This window comes from Filifactor villosus (assembly GCF_042652965.1).
In the GTDB taxonomy this organism is placed as follows: Bacteria; Bacillota; Clostridia; order Peptostreptococcales; family Filifactoraceae; genus Filifactor; species Filifactor villosus.
The window spans coordinates 42596-60237 of sequence record NZ_JBHSHL010000009.1 but is presented as its reverse complement, the minus strand read 5'-3'; the positions used below and the strand labels follow the sequence as shown (position 1 = coordinate 60237).

The window sequence follows — 17642 nt, the reverse complement described above, 5'->3', positions numbered from 1 at the left end:
TCTCCTATCCTGTAATATCATGATTTTCTGCCGGAACTTGATTGGTATTGGGCTGAGTTCCCGATACCGGTTGCCCCGGCTGAGCTGCCGCATTGCCCGGTTTGACCTCGGGTGCCCCGGTCCCTATACGTACAATCTCGGCCTTTGCAGGATATCGGTCCCGATTGATAATCTTGGTTTCTCCATTTACCGTCATATAGGTGACGGAACGGATCTCATCTCTTCCGGGTTCTTCCACAACCTGTTTTCCTTGAGGAAGCGAGGGATCTTTTTTGTAGATGACCTTCTTGGGCACCCTGCTTACCAGTTCGGATTTGAGATGAACGGCTTTATGTGAATTTACATCTCCATATACCTGAAAGACTACATTGTTTCCCGATACATGGCCTTGAAGGACGATCGGATAATCATAGGGATTCTTGAATCTCAGGTCAAATTCGCCGGAAACCACAGCCGCATCTCTTCCCACATCGACATATCCCGCAGGAATGGAGTGGGGTCTTCTTCTCGTGATATCAAGCCCTGCGTACAGTGCCGCATTATAAAGAGTCGTCGATACCTGACAAACTCCCCCTGCCACACCCTTCTCATACTTTCCGTTGATAATAACCGAGGCTTCTTTGTATCCGTCCGCCAATCCTCTATCTCCTGTGATTTTGTTGAAAGAAAACTCTTCTCCCGGCAACAGAACAGTCGAGTCTATTGATTTTGTTGCAACGCGTATGTTTTCAACCCTTCCTGCTATCGAACCGTTGAACCTCGTACTGAACTGTCCGATTTTCCCGTTGATTCTCTTTAAGTTTTCCTCGGTGACCTTAGGTACAATTTTTTTGACCGGAAGGGTTACGACTACATCTTCATTTGGCCTCAAAGCATTAGTGATCAGAGACTCCACCTCATCGAGTTGTACCTTTCTTCCAACGACTTCCTTTTGGATGGCATAGTTATTTTTGATCGATATCGTTGCGTTCTTTGGCTCAAGGTAGTTCTGCGAATTGATCTCCTTTACTTTTTCCGTAAGTGCCGCAAGGTTTTCCTGACGTTGCAAAGGAATATCGACCGCGTCCGCCAAAAATTTCAGACGAGCAATTTTTTGCATGTTTTGAAAGAAACCTCCGGTCCTTGCCACCGCATAAGCACTTTCGATCGCCTTGTCGTAATCCATCACATAACCCAGTTCCTTAAGTTCGTATTTGTACTCCTTATCCTCATAGACAAAGGTAATGGTCTTATACTGCTCTTTTTCAAGCAGAAGTTTCTTGGCTTCTTGTTTATTCAAGCCTTCCAACGGGATCTGATTTACCGACACGCTGTCATAGATGATGTCCTTCTTCATATAATTGTAGAAGTAGCCCACCGTCCCTAATACGATCAGAGCTAAAACAATCAATACTGCTGCTAATTTTTTCATTTACTATCCTTCCTTCGTACTTTTTTGTTCTTAGACTTTTGACTTTCTTTATAATAACTACATTCCTGTAGAACAACACACTCGTCACACAAGGGCCTTTGAGCTTTACAACAGCGTCTTCCATGGAAGATCATCAAATGATGCGCCTTGGAATACAAATACTTCGGCAACTTCGAAGTGACATCTTTCTCAACAACATTGGGATCCTCCGACTTTGTAAGTCCCAATCTTCTGCTTACCCTTCCCACGTGAGTATCCACGGCAAAAGCGGGTATTTGGAAGGCGTTGCTCAACACCACATTGGCAGTTTTCCTGCCTACCCCCGGCAGAGTGACAAGTTCTTCTCTGCTTTTTGGAACCTGGCCGTCATATTTTTGTAACAGAATATGAGAGGTTTGAAGGATGTGCTTTGCCTTTGTGTTAAAGAAACCGATGGTACGGATCCACTCTATCAACTCCTGCTCGGACAGGGTAACCATCTTCTCGGCGGTATTATACTCCTTGAACAGCTCTTTGGTCACGATATTGACCCTCTTATCCGTCGATTGAGCACTTAACATCGTTGCGATCAAAAGTTCGTATGCAGATTCAAAGTTCAATTCACACCTTGCATCCGGATATACCGTTTCAAGGGAACGAACGACTCTCATCGCTTTTGTCATGAAAGAACCTCCCGCCGTATTTGAGTGATTTCCAGCCTGTTGTCTCCATCCACGAAGTCGATGATCGCTTCCAACATGGAATCGATATGCCTGCTGTCATTGGAAACCGTAGCTATACCTATTTCGGTCTTCTGATGATGATCGTTGTAGGACGACTCACAAACCGTCACATTGAATTTATTTTTTAATCGTGTCAGAAGACTTTTGAGAATACTCCTCTTTTCTTTCAGGGAATATACTTCAAAGAGTCTTAACTCCAACTCCAAAACTCCTATAAACATTTTATTTCTTACCTTTGATAATGTCAATGTTTCTTTCAAGTACCTGTTTCCCTCTCCAAGCAAAAGTCCGGTTCGAATAGGCTTTCCTAAACGATCGGTTGGAGAAAGCTTGCAACTCCTCCGATGTCAAAACTCCGATAAAATCGGTTTTAAACTCATCGATATCCGTATTGCATAATTTCCAATTATAGGGACAAACCTTCTGACATTCGTCACAACCATAAACCATAGCTGCTTTTTTGATGTTTGCCTCATCATTCGGTGTCAAACTTTTTTTCTGCGTTAACCATGAAATACAAGTATGATAAATCCTGTTGTCACTCCCCAAAACGCTCCCCGGACAACTTTTTTTGCATCTTCCGCAGGAGATACAGTATCTTCTGAAGGACTTTGTCGCCTCAAACTTTGCCGTTGTAACAATCAAACCGAGAAAACCGTAACTTCCGTAGGTCTCATGAATGGCCATACCGTTATCTCCTTCAAGACAAAGTCCTGAATGAATTGCGAAAAAACGTTCACAGAGAGGTCCCGTATCACATTGACAGATGAATTCTTCGTTCGGATAATGCTTCCCCAATTCATCTTTTGCCCTTGAGAGAACGGTTTTTACTACATGGTGATAGTCTTTTGCCTGAGCGTGGATAGAAATGTTGTTTCCGTCAAAAATCAAATTGGAATCAAAGTAGGGTACAAAAAACACAATAAGAGCCTTCGCTCCCTCTAAAGAACATTCGGGATATACTCTTTTTGAGCAGTCCTCTTCTTCGATATCAAGTATAGCCCTGTCTCTTGTTCTTTTTTTGAGAAACTCAAAGTATTCTTCCATCTCATTTCGATACAGCGACAGATCCATCACTCTGTAGTCTACTCTATTACTACCCAAAACATTAGGGGCTAAAATATCTTTTAAAAAACACATTCGATCCCGTCTTTCCTTTTACAAACCGATCTGCTCAAAAACCCCTTCACAAGCTTCTTCAAAAGAAAGGGTATTCTCAACAGATCAGACCCCCTGCAACTTTCTGAAAATAAATCATTTCAACTGTTTTTATTTTATAACAAAATGCATCAAATGACAATAACCTTCTTCAAATTGTAATGCTCTGAACAAAAACACATCCACGCGTCAAACGCGTGGTTGTTATTTTGCGGGCATAGCCCTATGCTCCTCGCGTACACGTCAAACGTGTAAATACGACTGTCAGTCGCGTTACCTGTTTGTTACTTTTTCTTTGATTTAAAAGTTCCTACTTCACTCATTACTAACTGTTCTCCTAACTTATCCTCCTCTAACTGCTTTGCTATATACTCCGCAATTCGTACTTCATTTTTTCCTACTGTATCTACATAATATCCTTTACACCAAAACTCTCTGTTTCGATATTTATATTTCAGCTCTCCGAATTGCTCGTATAACATCGTACTGCTCTTTCCCTTTAAATACCCCATAAAATTTGATATCGAATATTTCGGTGGTATTTCACAACATGTGAATATGATCCGGACATGCTTCGACTTTTACTATTTTTACTCCTTTCCACTCGCATAATTGCCTTAAAATCCTCCCTACTTCTTTTCGTTTCTCTTCATAAAATACCTTTCTTCGATATTTAGGTCCAAACACTACATGATATTTGCAATTCCACTTCGTATGCGATAAACTATTTATGTCATTTATCCCCATAAATGACACCTCCTTGTGTTAAATTAAGTTGCTCTGACAGTCGCAACTTAATTTTAACACAAGTGTTTATGTCTTGTTCAAATGTGTAACATTTTCGGAACCACACGTCTAACGTGTGGTTTTCTATATACAAAAAAACAACCATTGGATCCAATGATTGTTTTTGCTCTTTACAAAATTCAACTGTATGCAAGCTCCCCGTGTCTTCTCTTCAAAAGAAGGCAAGCAGATCATTTCTTCAACGATCCGTCGAGCTTTCAACGGCAGTCCTTATTCTGCGACCTCTTCCTTTCCACAACACTTCTTATATTTCTTTCCGCTTCCACAAGGACACGGATCGTTGCGTCCGACCTTATCTTCCTTTACTATGGTTTTTGTCCTGTTATATTCCTTCTTAATTTCCTTGCGTTCGTCTTGTGTCAATATGGCATCCCATTCCGGAAGATTAAAAAGCCAGTCCGCTTTCGCACCAAGCATATTGAAATAAAGTTTCTTATGATCGATCTCCAGCGAAATCTGAGAATTCTCCTCCAAAGCTTCCATATCCACTTCTTTCACAAGGGAAGTATTGATCCCGTCAACGAACCCCACCATAGTAACGCTGTCGATGTTAAATTTTTGTGCCAATTCGGATATCGTTCCCGAAATCACTTCATTCTTATTTGCCAAAAGAAACTGATAGATGTCGGTTTCTTTTGGCAAATACTCGTTCCAGAATGTTTCATATTCCTGCTGCGTCTGAGGCTCGTAAGCCATCTTCTCCCAAGTTTTAAACAATCCCATTAAATTTCCTCCTTAAACATCTCTTGTATTTGCGGCTTTATACTAAAACCTAATCGAAGTGCGAGAATATCCACTCCACAAATACGAAAACTTGTTCCATCATTCATAGACTTGCAAGTCATCGCTACAAACAACTCAATATAGATTATAGTATTCTTTTTCTAAAAAGGGGAAAAACACCCCTTCCCCAATCAAGAATCCCTCTCTTTACAACAAATTATCATACATCAAAAGAGAAATTAAATCAAGAAAGAAGAACCTCGATTCAGAGAATTCTTCCTCTTCCTATCATTATTCGCGTTCATACTATTCTCCGTTTGAAATGTCGGGTATACAAAATATACAATTGTCGAAAAACAATTTGGAGGATCATAATGTTTCAAAGTATTCAACCTGTCAATTCTAATAGATAATAGTATCAAACATCTGTTAGCAATCCTCTCGCAGCGCGAGAACAATCCTTTCATAACAATATACTCCGGTTTGAAAAGAATCGATACCATCACAAGATCAAACCGGATATCTTCTACAGGTCGCTGATCATAGGGAATAGGATCTGCTCTTTCAATCCCTTTGCCGTTTCCTCATCTGTAAGCAGCTCAGCGAGTTTAAGTGCAAACAGAACCGCCGTTGCAGGACCTCGAGAGGTAACGATGTTCTTATCCACCGTTACAACGTCCTCGCTGTAATCAATCCCCTTCATCTGCCCTTCGACCCCCGGATAAGAGGTGATTTTTGCTTTGGCAGTCAGTCCTGCCCGATGCAGGACGATGGGAGCCGCACAGATTGCAGCGATATACTTGTTTGCTTCATCCATCTTCTGAATATAGTCGATGACTCTCTCGTCTTTTCTGAGGTTGGTCGAACCCGGAAGTCCTCCCGGCAAGACAACACAGTCATAGTCGATGCTTTCTGTGATCTCACCGAGAAGTTTGTCGGCTATCACCTCAACTCCCGAGGCTCCCTTGACGTTTTTTTCATCTCCGATAGATACCATATCCACATGAAGGGAAACCCTCCTCAAATAATCCACTACCGTAAGCGCTTCCACTTCTTCAAATCCGTTTGCAAACAAAACAGCTACCTTCTTCATCTCTTCCTCCTTGCTCCCACACATCTATGGAGATACCGCAGAGTTCAAAACAACAGCGAAAACATGTATTCACACCAACGATAAAGTTGCTGAAAACATTTCTGTTGCAATTGTTTTGTATTTTGAACAATCAAAAAATCAAGTCTTTGTCATCTCGCGGTATTTTCCTATACCTATTAATTTTTCGGATAAAAACACAGGATCTTTCCGACACAAGTTCTTACTCTTCTTACTTTATCTTTCTGCTTCCGGGCTTCACATAAGCTTCTCCCGCTTCACAAAGGGGACAGTTCTCCTGTTCAAAGGTCTCGATCTCCAACTTGATAGCACTGATGACATCGACATCAACATTTCCCGTGGTTCTGTCGATGATGGAAGCGATGGCGATCACCTTCCCCCCCATAGATTCCAGAAGTTCCTTGACTTCCATGGAAGATTTAGCCGTTGTTACAACATCTTCACAGATGGCGATCCTTGCACCCTCCTTAATTTCAAAGCCTCTTCGAAGCTCCATCTTCCCTTCAACTCTCTCGGTAAAAATCGACTCCAAACCGAGTTGACGACCGAGCTCATAAGCGACGATAATCCCTCCCATCGCAGGTCCTACCAGGAGGTCCAAGTTCAACTCCCTGAGTTTCTCCGCCACCGGTCGCAGCACTTGCTCCGCCTTATCCGGGTACCTTAATATCTTTGCGCACTGCACATACTGTTTGGAATGTTTGCCCGATGTCAACAAAAAATGTCCGTCCAACAAGGCTCCCGTTTGTTTCAAAATCTCTATCATAACATCCTCCCTCATCCGAAGTTCTACTGTTAACTCTTCCAACTGCCTCTGCGAGCTCTATGAGTACTCCAATCTCCTTCCGACTTTGCACCGTTTCCATTACCGTTCAATCGCATAATGATCTTAAATGATCCCTCTTATCTCATCCAAGCTTGAAATCCCCTGTTTCTTCATAAAACTCTCCAAGCCTTCGACGAGTTGCCTTCCCGCCATCGGATTCATAAAAGAGACGGTGCCGAACTGCACCAGATGAGCTCCCGCCATAATAAACTTGACGACATCTTCCCAGGTGTCGACTCCACCCATGCCGATTACGGGGATGCCGACCGCCTGACTGACCTCCCTTACCATCCGAAGTGCGATCGGACGGATACAAGGCCCGGATAAACCTGCCGTGATATTGTCAAACAGAGCCCTTCTCCCGTATATGTCGATTTCCAACGCATTGAAGGTGTTGACCAAACTCAGCCCATCCGCTCCCGCTTCTTCAACCGCCCTTGCGACTTCGACAAGGTTGTGGGCATTGGGCGAGAGTTTGACTACAAGAGGCTCCTTGACCACAGCTCTTGCTTCCTTTGTGATCAGAGCGGCATCTTCTGCACACATTCCAAAGGCCATACCTCCGGCCTTAACATTGGGACAGGAAATGTTGAGTTCAACAATGTCCATCACCCTTCTCTGCTTGTTAGCTTCTTCGAGTACCGATAAGGCTTCAAGGTAGGAGTCCAAGGTTGAACCTCCCACATTCGCCAATATTACCAAATCCTTTCGAGCCAAAAACCTGCTCTCGTGTTCCACATAAGCTCTCACCCCCGGATTTTGCAGTCCGATGGAATTCATAATGCCTGCCGGCGTTTCTATGATCCGAAGCCCCTTATTTCCTTCACGAGCTTCCAAGGTCATCCCCTTTGTGGAGATTCCCCCCAAAACGGAGATATCATAGAAACTGTCGTACTCTTCTCCGAAACCGAAGGTTCCCGAAGCTGCGATCAGGGGATTTTTAAACTTGCAACCCCAAAGCTGTTGTTCCATCATTCCCAATCGACCTCCTTCGCCGAAAATACGGGTCCGTCCTTACACACCTTCTTCATCCCCTCGCTTGTTTTACACGAACAGGAAAGACAGGCTCCCACCGCACAACCCATATGTTTTTCAAGAGATACATACACATTGGAATGTCTTTCCCCTATGATCTTCATCATCACGGAAGGTCCACAGGTAAACACAGTGTCGTACTTGTCAAAGCGAACATCGTCGATGACGGTGCCTCCAATTTTAATGTGGGTATCCACATTTCGAAAAAGGTTTTTGATGTTTTGAATCTCCTCGTCGCTATAGAGATCCTCCCTCAAACCGATATAGAGTTTAGCCTTAGGGTTATTCAAAGCACAGAGATACAGAGGTGCCATCCCGATCCCCCCGCCGATCAGACAGAGTTTGCCCTTCGCTTCGGGAAACCCGTTGCCGTATGGTCCGTGGATCGAGAGAACATCTCCCTTTCTAAGCTCTTTTAAGACCTGAGTTCCTCCTCCTTTTACAAGGTAGAGGAATCCCAGTTCCTTCTCATCACACTCAAAGACACTGATCGGGCGATACAAGGTCATGGAAGAATTTTCTTTCTTTATCATAAAGAACTGTCCCGGCTTAACCTTGAACTCTCCTCTTATCTTGAGCAGATAAATATCTTTGGTGATCTTCTTGTTTTTTGCTATCTTTACTTCTCGAAACACGTTCTAAGCTCCTTCGCAAACTGATCCGCCCTGCGATCCAATTCCGCCCTGAAATCCTTTTCTTCCGTAAGTTTTGCCGTCAAACCCCGAGAGACGTTTACAACTCCATTTTTTTTCTCACTTATCAAGGCTCTGATATCTTCCAGTTTGGCCCCCTGTGCCCCATAGCCGGGAACCAGCAGGAAGAGTTTGTCGGTATAGGGCTTCATCTCCAAGATGTCGTCGATGTTGTTGACCCCAACGACCGCTCCGAGGCTTCCAAAGACATCGTCCTTCCCACAGTTTTGTCCCCAAACCTCAATTCGTTCAAGCACTTCTTGGGAAAGCTTTCTGCCGCTGTCTTTCAACTTCAGATCCTGAAAATCCCTTGAGCCGAAGTTGGAAGTTTTGCCTAAGATAAAAGCTCCCTTTCCCCTCTTGAAATAGGGGAAGTACGGAGCGATCGCATCTTCTCCCATATAGGGGTTCAAGGTCAAAATATCGGCTTCCAGATCCCCTTCAAAATGACCCTGTGCGTACATCTCCGCCGTCGAACCTATGTCTCCCCGTTTGATGTCGGCAATGACAAGACCTCCCTTGCCGCGAATATAACTCAAAATCTCTTTGTAGGCAAGGAGTCCCTTCAAACCGTAGGCCTCGTAGCAGGCGATCTGAACTTTAAAGCAGGCGGCCTTCTCAATACTCGCATCAACCACTTCCTTCGCATAGTCTATGAACTTGGTCCCAAGGTCTGCACGGCTGTCACGAATTTCAAGAGGAAGATGGGACTCCCTAAGGTCAATCCCCACACAAAGAGGACTGTTCTCAATTGCTCTTCGTTGCAATTCTTTCATTATCATACACGATCTCTCCCTTCACAATCGTCATCTCAACAGCTCCCCTTACCTCTCTGCCTTCGTAGGGGGTATTCTTACTCCTCGTAACGAAACCCTGAGGATCTATAACGGACTCTTTGTCCGACAACAGGACAAGATCCGCGACATCTCCTTCATCCAAGCCTCTCTTCTTGTTTACGAGGGCCGCCGGACGAAATGCCATCAACTCGACCATTTCCTTCCAACTGACGTTGTTATCGTAGAAGATCTTCCTTACCATTGCATAGGCGTTCTCGATATTGATGATACCGGGAGCACCCTTCTTCTTATCCTCACAGGTATGAGGCGCATGATCGGTTCCGATATAGTCGATATATCCTCGTTTGATCGCCTCCACCAAAAACTCCATATCCTCGGCAGTTGCGATCGGCGGATTGACCCGATAGGACAAGCTGTGGCTGAAGATATGGTGCGGAGTTACTTCCAAGGTCGCATTGAGACCCTTCTCCTTCGCCTTCACAATTGCCTCCACCGATGCCTTGCGGCTCACATGGCAGAAGTGAAGGTTGCCTCCGACTTCCTCAAGGATTTTGAGATTGCGAATGACCATTTCCGTTTCAGGCTCGCTGTGATCCATAATCAAGAACCCCAATTCTTTCGACGCGATCAAAGCCTGTCTCATCACTTCTTCATCATCAATGTTTTTTCCGTCATCCGAGAAAATATTTGTGTATTTCATCAGTTCCTCAAAATCCACGAGTTCACGTCCTCCAAGTCCCTTGGTTACCGAGCCGACCTGATACACATCCAGCGGATAAGCGCTTGACTTTTCGGCGATCTCTTTCAATACCTCACAGCTGTCTACGACCGGCTTGGTATTTGCCATAGCGACTACATCCGTGTATCCTCCTTTCATGCAGGCCCTGCTTGCCTCCTCATAGGTCTGCTTATATTCAAAACCCGGATTACGAAGGTGAAAGTGGCTGTCTACAAAGGAAGGCAAAAGGTATAGCCCCTCTGCCTTGACAATTCGATACTCCGCCTTCTTCTCAAGAATGTAGGTCTGTATTTTCTCCCTGCCGACACACTTGATCTTGCCTTCTTCTACCAACAGATCCTCCACCTTGTTCAGATAGGGGATGTTTGCTTCTTGGATCCATATCATCGAATCTTCCTCCTCTTACTACTTATATCGTAATGACCTTATCACAATACTCACAGGAATATGCCAAATCTTCTGCCGTCTTCTCATGGAAGGCCACGCTTTCGACATATTCATGGTTGGACACACACTTCGGATTCGGACACTTGGTATAGATGGTCGAATATACCTCTTCGACAGGTCTTTGCGGATTTTTCTCCGCCTCTTCGACCAATTTCAGAATCAATGCCATGCGGATATACATTCCGTTCTTTGCCTGTGGAAAATACTTAGCTCTCGGATCGCGATCGACCTCTTCCGTGATCTCGTTGACCCTCGGCAGAGGATGAAGGATGATGGCATCCTCCTTTGCCAGTTCCATCTTCTCCTTATCCAAGATGTAGATCCCCTTGAGCCTCTCATAAGTCTCAAGATCATCGAACCTCTCTTTTTGGATCCTTGTCATATAGACGATGTCAACCTTGGGCAGAACTTCTTCCAAACTCGTACTCTCAAAGAAGCATCCCCCCTTCAAACTGTTTTTGATATATTCAGGCATCTCCAATTCTTTGGGCGATACGAAAAAGAAGGTGTTGTTGTCGTACTTGGACATCGCATCTACAAGAGAATGTACGGTCCGTCCGTACTTGAGATCTCCGACAAGGGCAATATTCAAGTTGTCCACCCTTCCCATTTCTTTGTAAATGGTCAAAAGGTCGGTCAAAGTCTGAGTGGGATGCTGATGACCTCCATCTCCCGCGTTGATCAGAGGTACATCGAGAACCTCCGTTGCAAGTTTGGCAGCTCCCTCCAAGGGATGTCTCATAACGATGAGATCGGAATAACATCCGACCGTTTCCACTGTATCTTTTAAAGATTCTCCCTTTGCAACCGATGAGTTCTTCACTTCGGAAAACCCGATCACTTGGCCTCCCAATCGAAGCATCGCCGCCTCAAAACTGAACTTGGTCCTTGTCGAAGGCTCAAAAAATAAGGTAGCCATGACCCTTCCCTTCATCCTGTCCATATACTTCTTGGGATGTTCGGAAATGTCCTGTCCTACCTTAATAAGTTCTGCAAGTTCGTCCATTGAAAAATCGTTGATTCCGATTAAATGTTTCATTCAAGTTCCTCCTTAATAGTCTCTCGTACTAAATTAAAAGAGTACAGATTTGTGATTGACGTAAATCCTATACAATTTTCATAAATTATGATACTGTATCCGTCAGTCTTTGTCAACAAATTCCTCTAAAAACGACCTTGATTTTCTATGTAAGTCAAAGCATAATTCGCTTCCCGTCTTCCGACGGGCAAAGCGAATTACACATCACGCATATCCAACAAACCGAAACTGATCCGCAATGCTTTATCGACCTTCGCCATGAAACGTGGACTGCATTTTCCTATCTTATCGCGAAGTCTTTGCTTGTCTATGGTTCTCACCTGTTCCAACAGAACGACGGAATCCTTGGAGAGCCCGAAGTCCTTTGCACCGATTTCGAGATGAGTAGGCAGCTTCGCCTTGTTGATCTGAGAAGTAATCGCCACAACGATGATCGTCGGGGAATACTTGTTACCGATATCGTTTTGAACGACCAAAACAGGACGTACTCCTCCTTGCTCAGAGCCTACAACAGGGCTCAAATCCGCATAAAATATATCTCCTCTTTTCACAATTGGGCTGCTCATAGTATCTTCCACTTTCTTCTTTCAAAAATCGCTTCTTTCTCTATGTTCTTATACAAACAGAAATTCAAACATGCGCTCCCTTCTCAAAAAGACGCTCTTACCTATTCATCTATTCCATATCTTTGTATGTAGCAGTTTTGTATCAAACCTGCTCCTTACATATCAACACGAAGGAGCAGGCTTCATAAAACTGTTTGCATTCTTCCATGCCAAACATATACCTGCTTACAACCTCAGGTAATCAATCACCTTAACGACCTTGTTCTCCCTCGTATAGATCCTCGGAACCCTCCTGCTCAACATACAGATTATCTCATAACTTACCGTACCCAGTCGCCTTGCCAGTCTGTCTGCACCGAAACCCGGCTTATCGGAATATATCGTAACCGTCTCTCCTATACGATAATCTCCATCCTTGTTAAGCTTGACCATACACTGATCCATGCAGATACTCCCTACGACCTCACAACATTCTCCACATATTTCAAAATCCGCCTTGTTGTTCAGCATCCTTGTAAATCCATCCGCATAACCTATCGGAACTGTCCCTATCAATTCATAATCGTCTGTCACCGTGTACTTATGTCCATAACCGATCCCCCTTGCTCTCTCAAGCTTTTTGATGTGGGATAGGCAGGAATACAGGGACATCGCGGGGTGGAGTTCAACCTTCTCTTTGTCAACATCGTCCGACGGATAGTAACCGTATAAAGAAATTCCCAATCTCACCATATCCAGGTGAAATTCGGGGTAATATACCGTACCTGCCGTATTACAACAATGTCTGATCTCAAAGTGAATATCCTCCGCTTCCAGTAAGGAAACCATGGACATAAAACGATCAAATTGCTGTAATGTGGTTTCTCTCTGCACTTCGTCCGCTCTTGCAAAATGGGTAAAAATTCCTTTGAAGTATAGATTGGGGAGTTCTCTTATCCTCTCTATATCCCGGATGCTCTCCTGCGTACACTGAAAACCGATCCGAGACATTCCGCTATCAATTTTTATATGTATGTCCGCACATTCCCCAATCGCACCTGCAACCTGACTGAGGCGCCTTGCAACTTCGTAAGAAAAAACCGGAATGTCGACCCTGGTTTTGATCAACTCCTCATAAGAGGATTCGGGAACGTATCCCAAACACACAATAGGGAGGTCGATTTTATTTTTTCTCAACTCCATAGCTTCCGACGCCGTGGCAACCGCAAAATAGTCCGCACCGAGTTTTTCATAAAGCTTCGCCAATTCCAAACTCCCGTGACCGTATCCGTTCGCCTTGATCACACAGCATATTTTTGTTTTTTGCTTCACAAAAGAAGTCAAACACCTGTAATTATGCTCCAAATGATCCAAATTGATCACCGCTCGGGTTCCTTGATAAGGTTTCAACAAAATCATCCTCCCTTCCTCCTCATCTTGTTTTCAACAGTATACCATCAATTTGTGGCATTAATTAGGGAAACAGTTCACAAAGATATACAATGCTTTTTTTTCATTTTTTAAAAAATAGCGAAAAGCCTATAAAACAAATGCTTTCCAGTTGATACGAAATAAGTTTTTGTCGTATTACATTTCGATTACACAGTAAGCCACAGCGTATTCCCTCTCATGAGAAAGGGAGAGATGGATCCTCTTGAGAGACAAATCCTCAAACAAGAGCTTCGCACCTCGATGTAATTCTATATAAGGGGCTCCCGACTCCCGATGAAGTACCTCGATATCTTTGAACGAAAATGTCGAAAACCCTGTTCCCATCGCCTTTGAAACCGCCTCTTTTGCAGCAAAGCAGGCTGCTATGGTCTCATAGGGAATCTGTATTTCCGCAAAGTATTTTGCTTCCTCACATGTAAAAAATCGAGTCAGAAACTTCGGGTGCTTCTCTGTAATATAGCGAACTCGAGCAACCGATACAATATCCGTACCTATACCGTATATCACACAACCCCTCCTTTTGCAGTTTCGTTTGCTTTATTTTTGTGAATACAGCGTACAAAAATGAAACTCTTCGTTTCCGTGATTTGATAGAACTCCCGAAACAATTTGAAATCAATGTTTCCGGCACATTATCCCTCCTGTGCTGGCTGTTTCATCCTATTTTTTAAATGAAGATCAGCCTCTTATTTGCACCTGAACTCTTTGTTCGGTTATCTGTATACATTAATTTCGAACCGCTTTTTCACATCGCAAAAACGGCTAATTCTACAATTCAATCCAATTATAGAAGAAGTTTTTACAAAACATTTGACAACAATGACAGATCCTCTCCAAAAAACCGTGGTCCGGGAACATTGCCATACTCAGAAGAAACCTATATAATGATACTATAAAAAATAAGAACGGTAAACTCTTATGTTTTGTTTATACTATTCTCCAATAGAAGTGTGGTTATATCTACTTTGTGACTACGAACATCCGTGGTATCTTTCTGTTGAGTACAGGTTTCTAATATCCATAGCTCAAATGAATCCTAGTATTACACCGTTGTCCGATCAAGCAGTGATGAATCATTCAAACCCTCCCGAAACATTTCAAGTCGGTACAATCTTTTAACTGCAAGGGGAAATCACGGTATTAGTACTATTCTCCGTTTGAGATGGCGGATATGGATATACAACATATCTTATTATCAAAAAGCAACTTGGATGGTCACAGCTCAAAACATCCACCCTGTCAACGTAAACAGAAAACAGTATAATACTATTTTTCAATGGAAGTATGGATGTATCTGTTTTTCAAAATCACGAAAAGTTGGTTTATCTTCTATGGGTCACAGAATGTTTATGTCCACAACTCAAAAGAATAATAGTATAAATCGCTATTTCATCAGTATAGAAAGGAAGATGATTACAATGAAAATCCATTTGCTGGAACCGTTAGGAGTGTCGGAAGAAAACATTCAACGCCTTGCTCAACCGTTGATCGATAAGGGACATTCCTTTACCTATTACGATACCAAAACGACGGACATTCAGGAGTTGATCGACCGAAGCTTGGATTGCGACATCGTTATGATCGCCAACACCCCTTACCCGAATGAGGTTCTCTCCAAGTTGGACAACCTCAAACTTATCAATGTCGCTTTTACCGGGTACGACCATGTAGGATCCCTCGCAAAAGAAAAAAACATCAAGGTATGCAATGCCTCAGGCTATTCCAATGAAACCGTCTCGGAACTTGTTCTCGGACTTACCCTCTCCCTGTATCGACACTTGATACAGGCCGATCATACAGTAAGAAACGAAGGAGGCTCCGACGGACTTATCGGAAGGGAGATCCACTCAAAGACTGTAGGCATCATCGGCACGGGAAAGATTGGCATCGCCACGGCAAAACTCTTCCAAGCCTTCGGAGCAAAGGTCATCGCATACAACCGAACTCCCAAAAAGGATGTAGAAGTGCTCGGTATCGACTATGTCCCGATAGAAACTCTGATGAAGGAGAGCGACATCGTCTCCCTGCATCTTGCTCTGAACGAAGATACTTACCACTTTATCGACAGGCAAAAACTCCTCCTTATGAAGAAGAGCTCCGTCCTGATCAACTGTGCGAGAGGCCCCGTTGTCGATAACTCCGCCCTTGCGGATATTCTGAACGAAGGAAGAATCGCCGGAGCGGGCATTGATGTCTTCGACCTCGAACCTCCGCTTGAGAAGAACACTGCTCTTCTCCATGCAAAAAACACCCTGCTTACCCCTCATATTGCTTATTATTCTGAAGAATCCATGCTTCGCCGTGCGGAGATTGCCTTCTCCAATACCCTTGCCTTTTTGGAAGGAAGAGCTCAAAACATTGTGATCGGATAGGTGTTTATCTGTAATACAAGAAGCACTGCGCTTGAAAGAGTGCAAATACGGTTCAAAAAAAGAGTAGATACCGAAACTTTTTATTCAGGAAAGGAGCAAATAATCATGTATCAATGGCTGATCTACCTGGGAATATCGTTGGGGCTTGCCTCCCTCATCCTTCCTCTTATTGCTGTGAGATTATGTTTACAAAACAAGCCCTTTCCGGCTCTCAGCCTAAGTCTCTGCAGCTGGATCCTTGCTCTCAACGCCCTCTTGATGTTGCTTACCTATTCAAACATCCTTATAGCAAAAGAAAACTGGAGCCTGCTCTCCTCCATACGAATCATGAGCCAAATCGTTACAATCGTCTTCGGATCCGTCACCGGCGTACTGAACTCCATTGTTTCAGTACTTGCTATGAAGCAACTCGCATAGATTCTACTAGGATCTATTCCGGTTAACTACTTGGATGTCTTGAAGTATATAGCATAGCCCCCAAAGTTGTTTTTCAGTAATGATATATGTTGTATACCGGGTATTTCAAACGGAGAATAGTATTAACACGTAGTTTACGTCTTATTCAAGCATATAATATTTTTGGAAGCTCATAGTCCAAGGTGTAGTGTTCTATGTACGAAAAAATCTCCGCAAAGAAACAGATTAACGGAGATTTTTTCTGTTTGACAAAACCTTTGTTTTCACTTATTTTGAACAACCTTCTTCCCGAACGAAATCAAAACATATGTCCCTACTGCTATGTAGCAGCTTGCTAAGCCCTCATTTCACTCAGAAGGTTCTCAAGTGCACATCCGCTGCTGCAGTGAGAGCGATAAATGGGGATCGACTTCTTCTTCGCGGTCTTACACGCCCTTTTTACCATATTATGTGAAACTGTTGAAGTAAAAATGATCATCGCATCCGCCGACCCGATCTGTTTCTCCATCGTATTATCTCCCTGAGTAAAAATCTTTACTCTATGCCCGCATTTATTGCATATGTCTGAATAGATACAGTGCATCCTGTCATGTCCGCCGATCAATACAATACTCATAACTCTCCTCCTTTTTTGCAATAAAAAAGCGCACCAATTGAGTTGGTCATCTTTTTCCCCCTCAGTTGATGCACTTATATTTTTACCTTTTCAGCTTTGTTTTGTATTCGAACCAAGTCGAATCGTTCTTCTTTGCTGTGCGATCCTCCTCATGGTCTTTCCTGTAGAGATCGCTTTGGCTTCATCGAATCGACGGAACAGCTCCCGAGCGGCAATCTCATCGTTATACACCTTCCAATATCCGACCAGCCTGCATTCCTTATTGGGGCAGGACATAAAATCAATGACATCGCAAAGGGTATAACCCAAAAACACGCCGATCTCATGAGGGCAACAGTCCGTAAATCGATTTTTTAAGTGAAGTAAAAACTCACTGCAATCCCATTCTTCTCCGTATCCGAATCTCTTTAGAAAATCAAGATGAAAGGAGTCTTTCAAATGATGTTCCAACGTTTCCCTACGAAACAACAAGACAACCTCGCTGTTTTCTTCCTTCTTTAAAGTGAAGGCATCGATCCGAAAGAAATCAAGAATCTCATCTTTTCTCTCTTGCCATGTATCAATCAAACATCGTTTTCCGGTATTTCTGATATTCAACAAGGACGAAACCTTAACCCCCTCAAGTGCAGGTCCGCAGTGATGGGATATTACGGATAACAGGTATTCGTAATCCTCCATCTCCTTCATCAGATAAGACAGATATACGCAACTTTTCTTCACCTTCATGCCGATG

General features: G+C 43.5%; 19 protein-coding genes and 1 pseudogene. 2 read left to right on the top strand and 18 right to left on the bottom strand.

What is annotated here, in order from left to right; genetic code table 11:
• Positions 1 to 4: 4 nt before the first annotated feature.
• From ACFO4R_RS02985 to acpS, 16 genes and pseudogenes are all read right to left on the bottom strand, one after another.
• Positions 5 to 1411: a VanW family protein gene (locus tag ACFO4R_RS02985; RefSeq protein WP_379787523.1), complete on the bottom strand. Its 1407-nt coding sequence runs from the start codon at positions 1409 to 1411 to the stop codon at positions 5 to 7.
• A complete protein-coding gene (nth, locus tag ACFO4R_RS02980) occupies positions 1408 to 2073 on the bottom strand; it encodes an endonuclease III (RefSeq protein WP_379787522.1) in 666 nt (221 codons plus the stop codon). The genes ACFO4R_RS02985 and nth overlap by 4 nt, the downstream gene beginning before the upstream one ends.
• Positions 2070 to 2354, bottom strand: coding sequence for a DUF503 domain-containing protein (locus ACFO4R_RS02975; RefSeq protein WP_379787521.1), 285 nt, complete (start codon positions 2352 to 2354; stop codon positions 2070 to 2072). The genes nth and ACFO4R_RS02975 overlap by 4 nt, the downstream gene beginning before the upstream one ends.
• 1 nt (position 2355) lies before the next feature.
• Positions 2356 to 3273 carry an epoxyqueuosine reductase gene (locus ACFO4R_RS02970; RefSeq protein WP_379787520.1) on the bottom strand — a complete coding sequence of 306 codons (918 nt, stop codon included), beginning with the start codon at positions 3271 to 3273 and terminating at the stop codon, positions 2356 to 2358.
• A 302-nt stretch (positions 3274 to 3575) separates the two neighbouring features.
• Positions 3576 to 4038 (bottom strand): annotated as a pseudogene (gene tnpA / locus ACFO4R_RS02965) (IS200/IS605 family transposase).
• A gap of 270 nt (positions 4039 to 4308) precedes the next feature.
• Positions 4309 to 4821: an SEC-C metal-binding domain-containing protein gene (locus ACFO4R_RS02960; RefSeq protein ID WP_379787519.1), complete on the bottom strand. Its 513-nt coding sequence runs from the start codon at positions 4819 to 4821 to the stop codon at positions 4309 to 4311.
• A 526-nt stretch (positions 4822 to 5347) separates the two neighbouring features.
• Positions 5348 to 5914, bottom strand: coding sequence for a DJ-1 family glyoxalase III (locus ACFO4R_RS02955; RefSeq protein ID WP_379787518.1), 567 nt, complete (start codon positions 5912 to 5914; stop codon positions 5348 to 5350).
• Positions 5915 to 6143: 229 nt separating this feature from the next.
• Positions 6144 to 6698, bottom strand: coding sequence for an orotate phosphoribosyltransferase (gene pyrE / locus ACFO4R_RS02950; protein WP_379787517.1), 555 nt, complete (start codon positions 6696 to 6698; stop codon positions 6144 to 6146).
• A 123-nt stretch (positions 6699 to 6821) separates the two neighbouring features.
• Entirely contained in the window at positions 6822 to 7739 is a 918-nt protein-coding gene (locus ACFO4R_RS02945) for a dihydroorotate dehydrogenase (protein ID WP_379787515.1), read from the bottom strand.
• Positions 7730 to 8428 (bottom strand): dihydroorotate dehydrogenase electron transfer subunit, encoded by a 699-nt coding sequence (locus ACFO4R_RS02940; RefSeq protein ID WP_379787513.1) that lies wholly within the window; start codon positions 8426 to 8428, stop codon positions 7730 to 7732. Before ACFO4R_RS02940 ends, ACFO4R_RS02945 begins: the two co-directional genes overlap by 10 nt.
• Positions 8413 to 9267 (bottom strand): orotidine-5'-phosphate decarboxylase, encoded by an 855-nt coding sequence (pyrF, locus tag ACFO4R_RS02935; RefSeq protein WP_379787511.1) that lies wholly within the window; start codon positions 9265 to 9267, stop codon positions 8413 to 8415. Before pyrF ends, ACFO4R_RS02940 begins: the two co-directional genes overlap by 16 nt.
• Positions 9233 to 10408 carry a dihydroorotase gene (locus ACFO4R_RS02930; protein WP_379787510.1) on the bottom strand — a complete coding sequence of 392 codons (1176 nt, stop codon included), beginning with the start codon at positions 10406 to 10408 and terminating at the stop codon, positions 9233 to 9235. The genes pyrF and ACFO4R_RS02930 overlap by 35 nt, the downstream gene beginning before the upstream one ends.
• A gap of 22 nt (positions 10409 to 10430) precedes the next feature.
• Positions 10431 to 11507 (bottom strand): aspartate carbamoyltransferase, encoded by a 1077-nt coding sequence (pyrB, locus tag ACFO4R_RS02925; RefSeq protein WP_379787509.1) that lies wholly within the window; start codon positions 11505 to 11507, stop codon positions 10431 to 10433.
• 197 nt (positions 11508 to 11704) lie between these two features.
• Positions 11705 to 12073: a type II toxin-antitoxin system PemK/MazF family toxin gene (locus ACFO4R_RS02920; RefSeq protein ID WP_379787508.1), complete on the bottom strand. Its 369-nt coding sequence runs from the start codon at positions 12071 to 12073 to the stop codon at positions 11705 to 11707.
• A gap of 225 nt (positions 12074 to 12298) precedes the next feature.
• Positions 12299 to 13471, bottom strand: a complete 1173-nt coding sequence (alr, locus tag ACFO4R_RS02915) for an alanine racemase (protein WP_379787507.1) — start codon at positions 13469 to 13471, stop codon at positions 12299 to 12301.
• A 168-nt stretch (positions 13472 to 13639) separates the two neighbouring features.
• The gene (gene acpS, locus ACFO4R_RS02910) at positions 13640 to 14011 is read right to left on the bottom strand and encodes a holo-ACP synthase (protein WP_379787506.1); all 372 of its coding nucleotides are present in this window, start codon (positions 14009 to 14011) and stop codon (positions 13640 to 13642) included.
• 911 nt (positions 14012 to 14922) lie between these two features.
• Here acpS and ACFO4R_RS02905 point away from each other — a divergent pair.
• Both ACFO4R_RS02905 and ACFO4R_RS02900 read left to right on the top strand, forming a co-directional pair.
• Entirely contained in the window at positions 14923 to 15876 is a 954-nt protein-coding gene (locus ACFO4R_RS02905; protein ID WP_379787504.1) for an NAD(P)-dependent oxidoreductase, read from the top strand.
• A 105-nt stretch (positions 15877 to 15981) separates the two neighbouring features.
• On the top strand, positions 15982 to 16293 hold the full coding sequence (locus ACFO4R_RS02900; RefSeq protein ID WP_379787503.1) for a hypothetical protein: 312 nt from the start codon (positions 15982 to 15984) through the stop codon (positions 16291 to 16293).
• A 334-nt stretch (positions 16294 to 16627) separates the two neighbouring features.
• On the opposite strand, the gene ACFO4R_RS02895 is transcribed toward ACFO4R_RS02900, so the two are convergent.
• Positions 16628 to 16909, bottom strand: a complete 282-nt coding sequence (locus tag ACFO4R_RS02895) for a DUF2325 domain-containing protein (protein ID WP_379787502.1) — start codon at positions 16907 to 16909, stop codon at positions 16628 to 16630.
• Between the two features lie 90 nt (positions 16910 to 16999).
• Positions 17000 to 17629 (bottom strand): DUF3793 family protein, encoded by a 630-nt coding sequence (locus tag ACFO4R_RS02890; protein ID WP_379787500.1) that lies wholly within the window; start codon positions 17627 to 17629, stop codon positions 17000 to 17002.
• Between the last annotated feature and the right edge of the window lie 13 nt (positions 17630 to 17642).

Coding starts and splice junctions, on each gene's coding strand:
- ACFO4R_RS02985 (WP_379787523.1), bottom strand. CDS start 1,411: ATGAAAAAATTAGCAGCAGTATTGATTGTTTTAGCTCTGATCGTATTA.
- nth (WP_379787522.1), bottom strand. CDS start 2,073: ATGACAAAAGCGATGAGAGTCGTTCGTTCCCTTGAAACGGTATATCCG.
- ACFO4R_RS02975 (WP_379787521.1), bottom strand. CDS start 2,354: ATGTTTATAGGAGTTTTGGAGTTGGAGTTAAGACTCTTTGAAGTATAT.
- ACFO4R_RS02970 (WP_379787520.1), bottom strand. CDS start 3,273: ATGTGTTTTTTAAAAGATATTTTAGCCCCTAATGTTTTGGGTAGTAAT.
- ACFO4R_RS02960 (WP_379787519.1), bottom strand. CDS start 4,821: ATGGGATTGTTTAAAACTTGGGAGAAGATGGCTTACGAGCCTCAGACG.
- ACFO4R_RS02955 (WP_379787518.1), bottom strand. CDS start 5,914: ATGAAGAAGGTAGCTGTTTTGTTTGCAAACGGATTTGAAGAAGTGGAA.
- pyrE (WP_379787517.1), bottom strand. CDS start 6,698: ATGATAGAGATTTTGAAACAAACGGGAGCCTTGTTGGACGGACATTTT.
- pyrF (WP_379787511.1), bottom strand. CDS start 9,267: ATGATAATGAAAGAATTGCAACGAAGAGCAATTGAGAACAGTCCTCTT.
- ACFO4R_RS02930 (WP_379787510.1), bottom strand. CDS start 10,408: ATGATATGGATCCAAGAAGCAAACATCCCCTATCTGAACAAGGTGGAG.
- pyrB (WP_379787509.1), bottom strand. CDS start 11,507: ATGAAACATTTAATCGGAATCAACGATTTTTCAATGGACGAACTTGCA.
- ACFO4R_RS02920 (WP_379787508.1), bottom strand. CDS start 12,073: ATGAGCAGCCCAATTGTGAAAAGAGGAGATATATTTTATGCGGATTTG.
- alr (WP_379787507.1), bottom strand. CDS start 13,471: ATGATTTTGTTGAAACCTTATCAAGGAACCCGAGCGGTGATCAATTTG.
- ACFO4R_RS02905 (WP_379787504.1), top strand. CDS start 14,923: ATGAAAATCCATTTGCTGGAACCGTTAGGAGTGTCGGAAGAAAACATT.
- ACFO4R_RS02900 (WP_379787503.1), top strand. CDS start 15,982: ATGTATCAATGGCTGATCTACCTGGGAATATCGTTGGGGCTTGCCTCC.
- ACFO4R_RS02895 (WP_379787502.1), bottom strand. CDS start 16,909: ATGAGTATTGTATTGATCGGCGGACATGACAGGATGCACTGTATCTAT.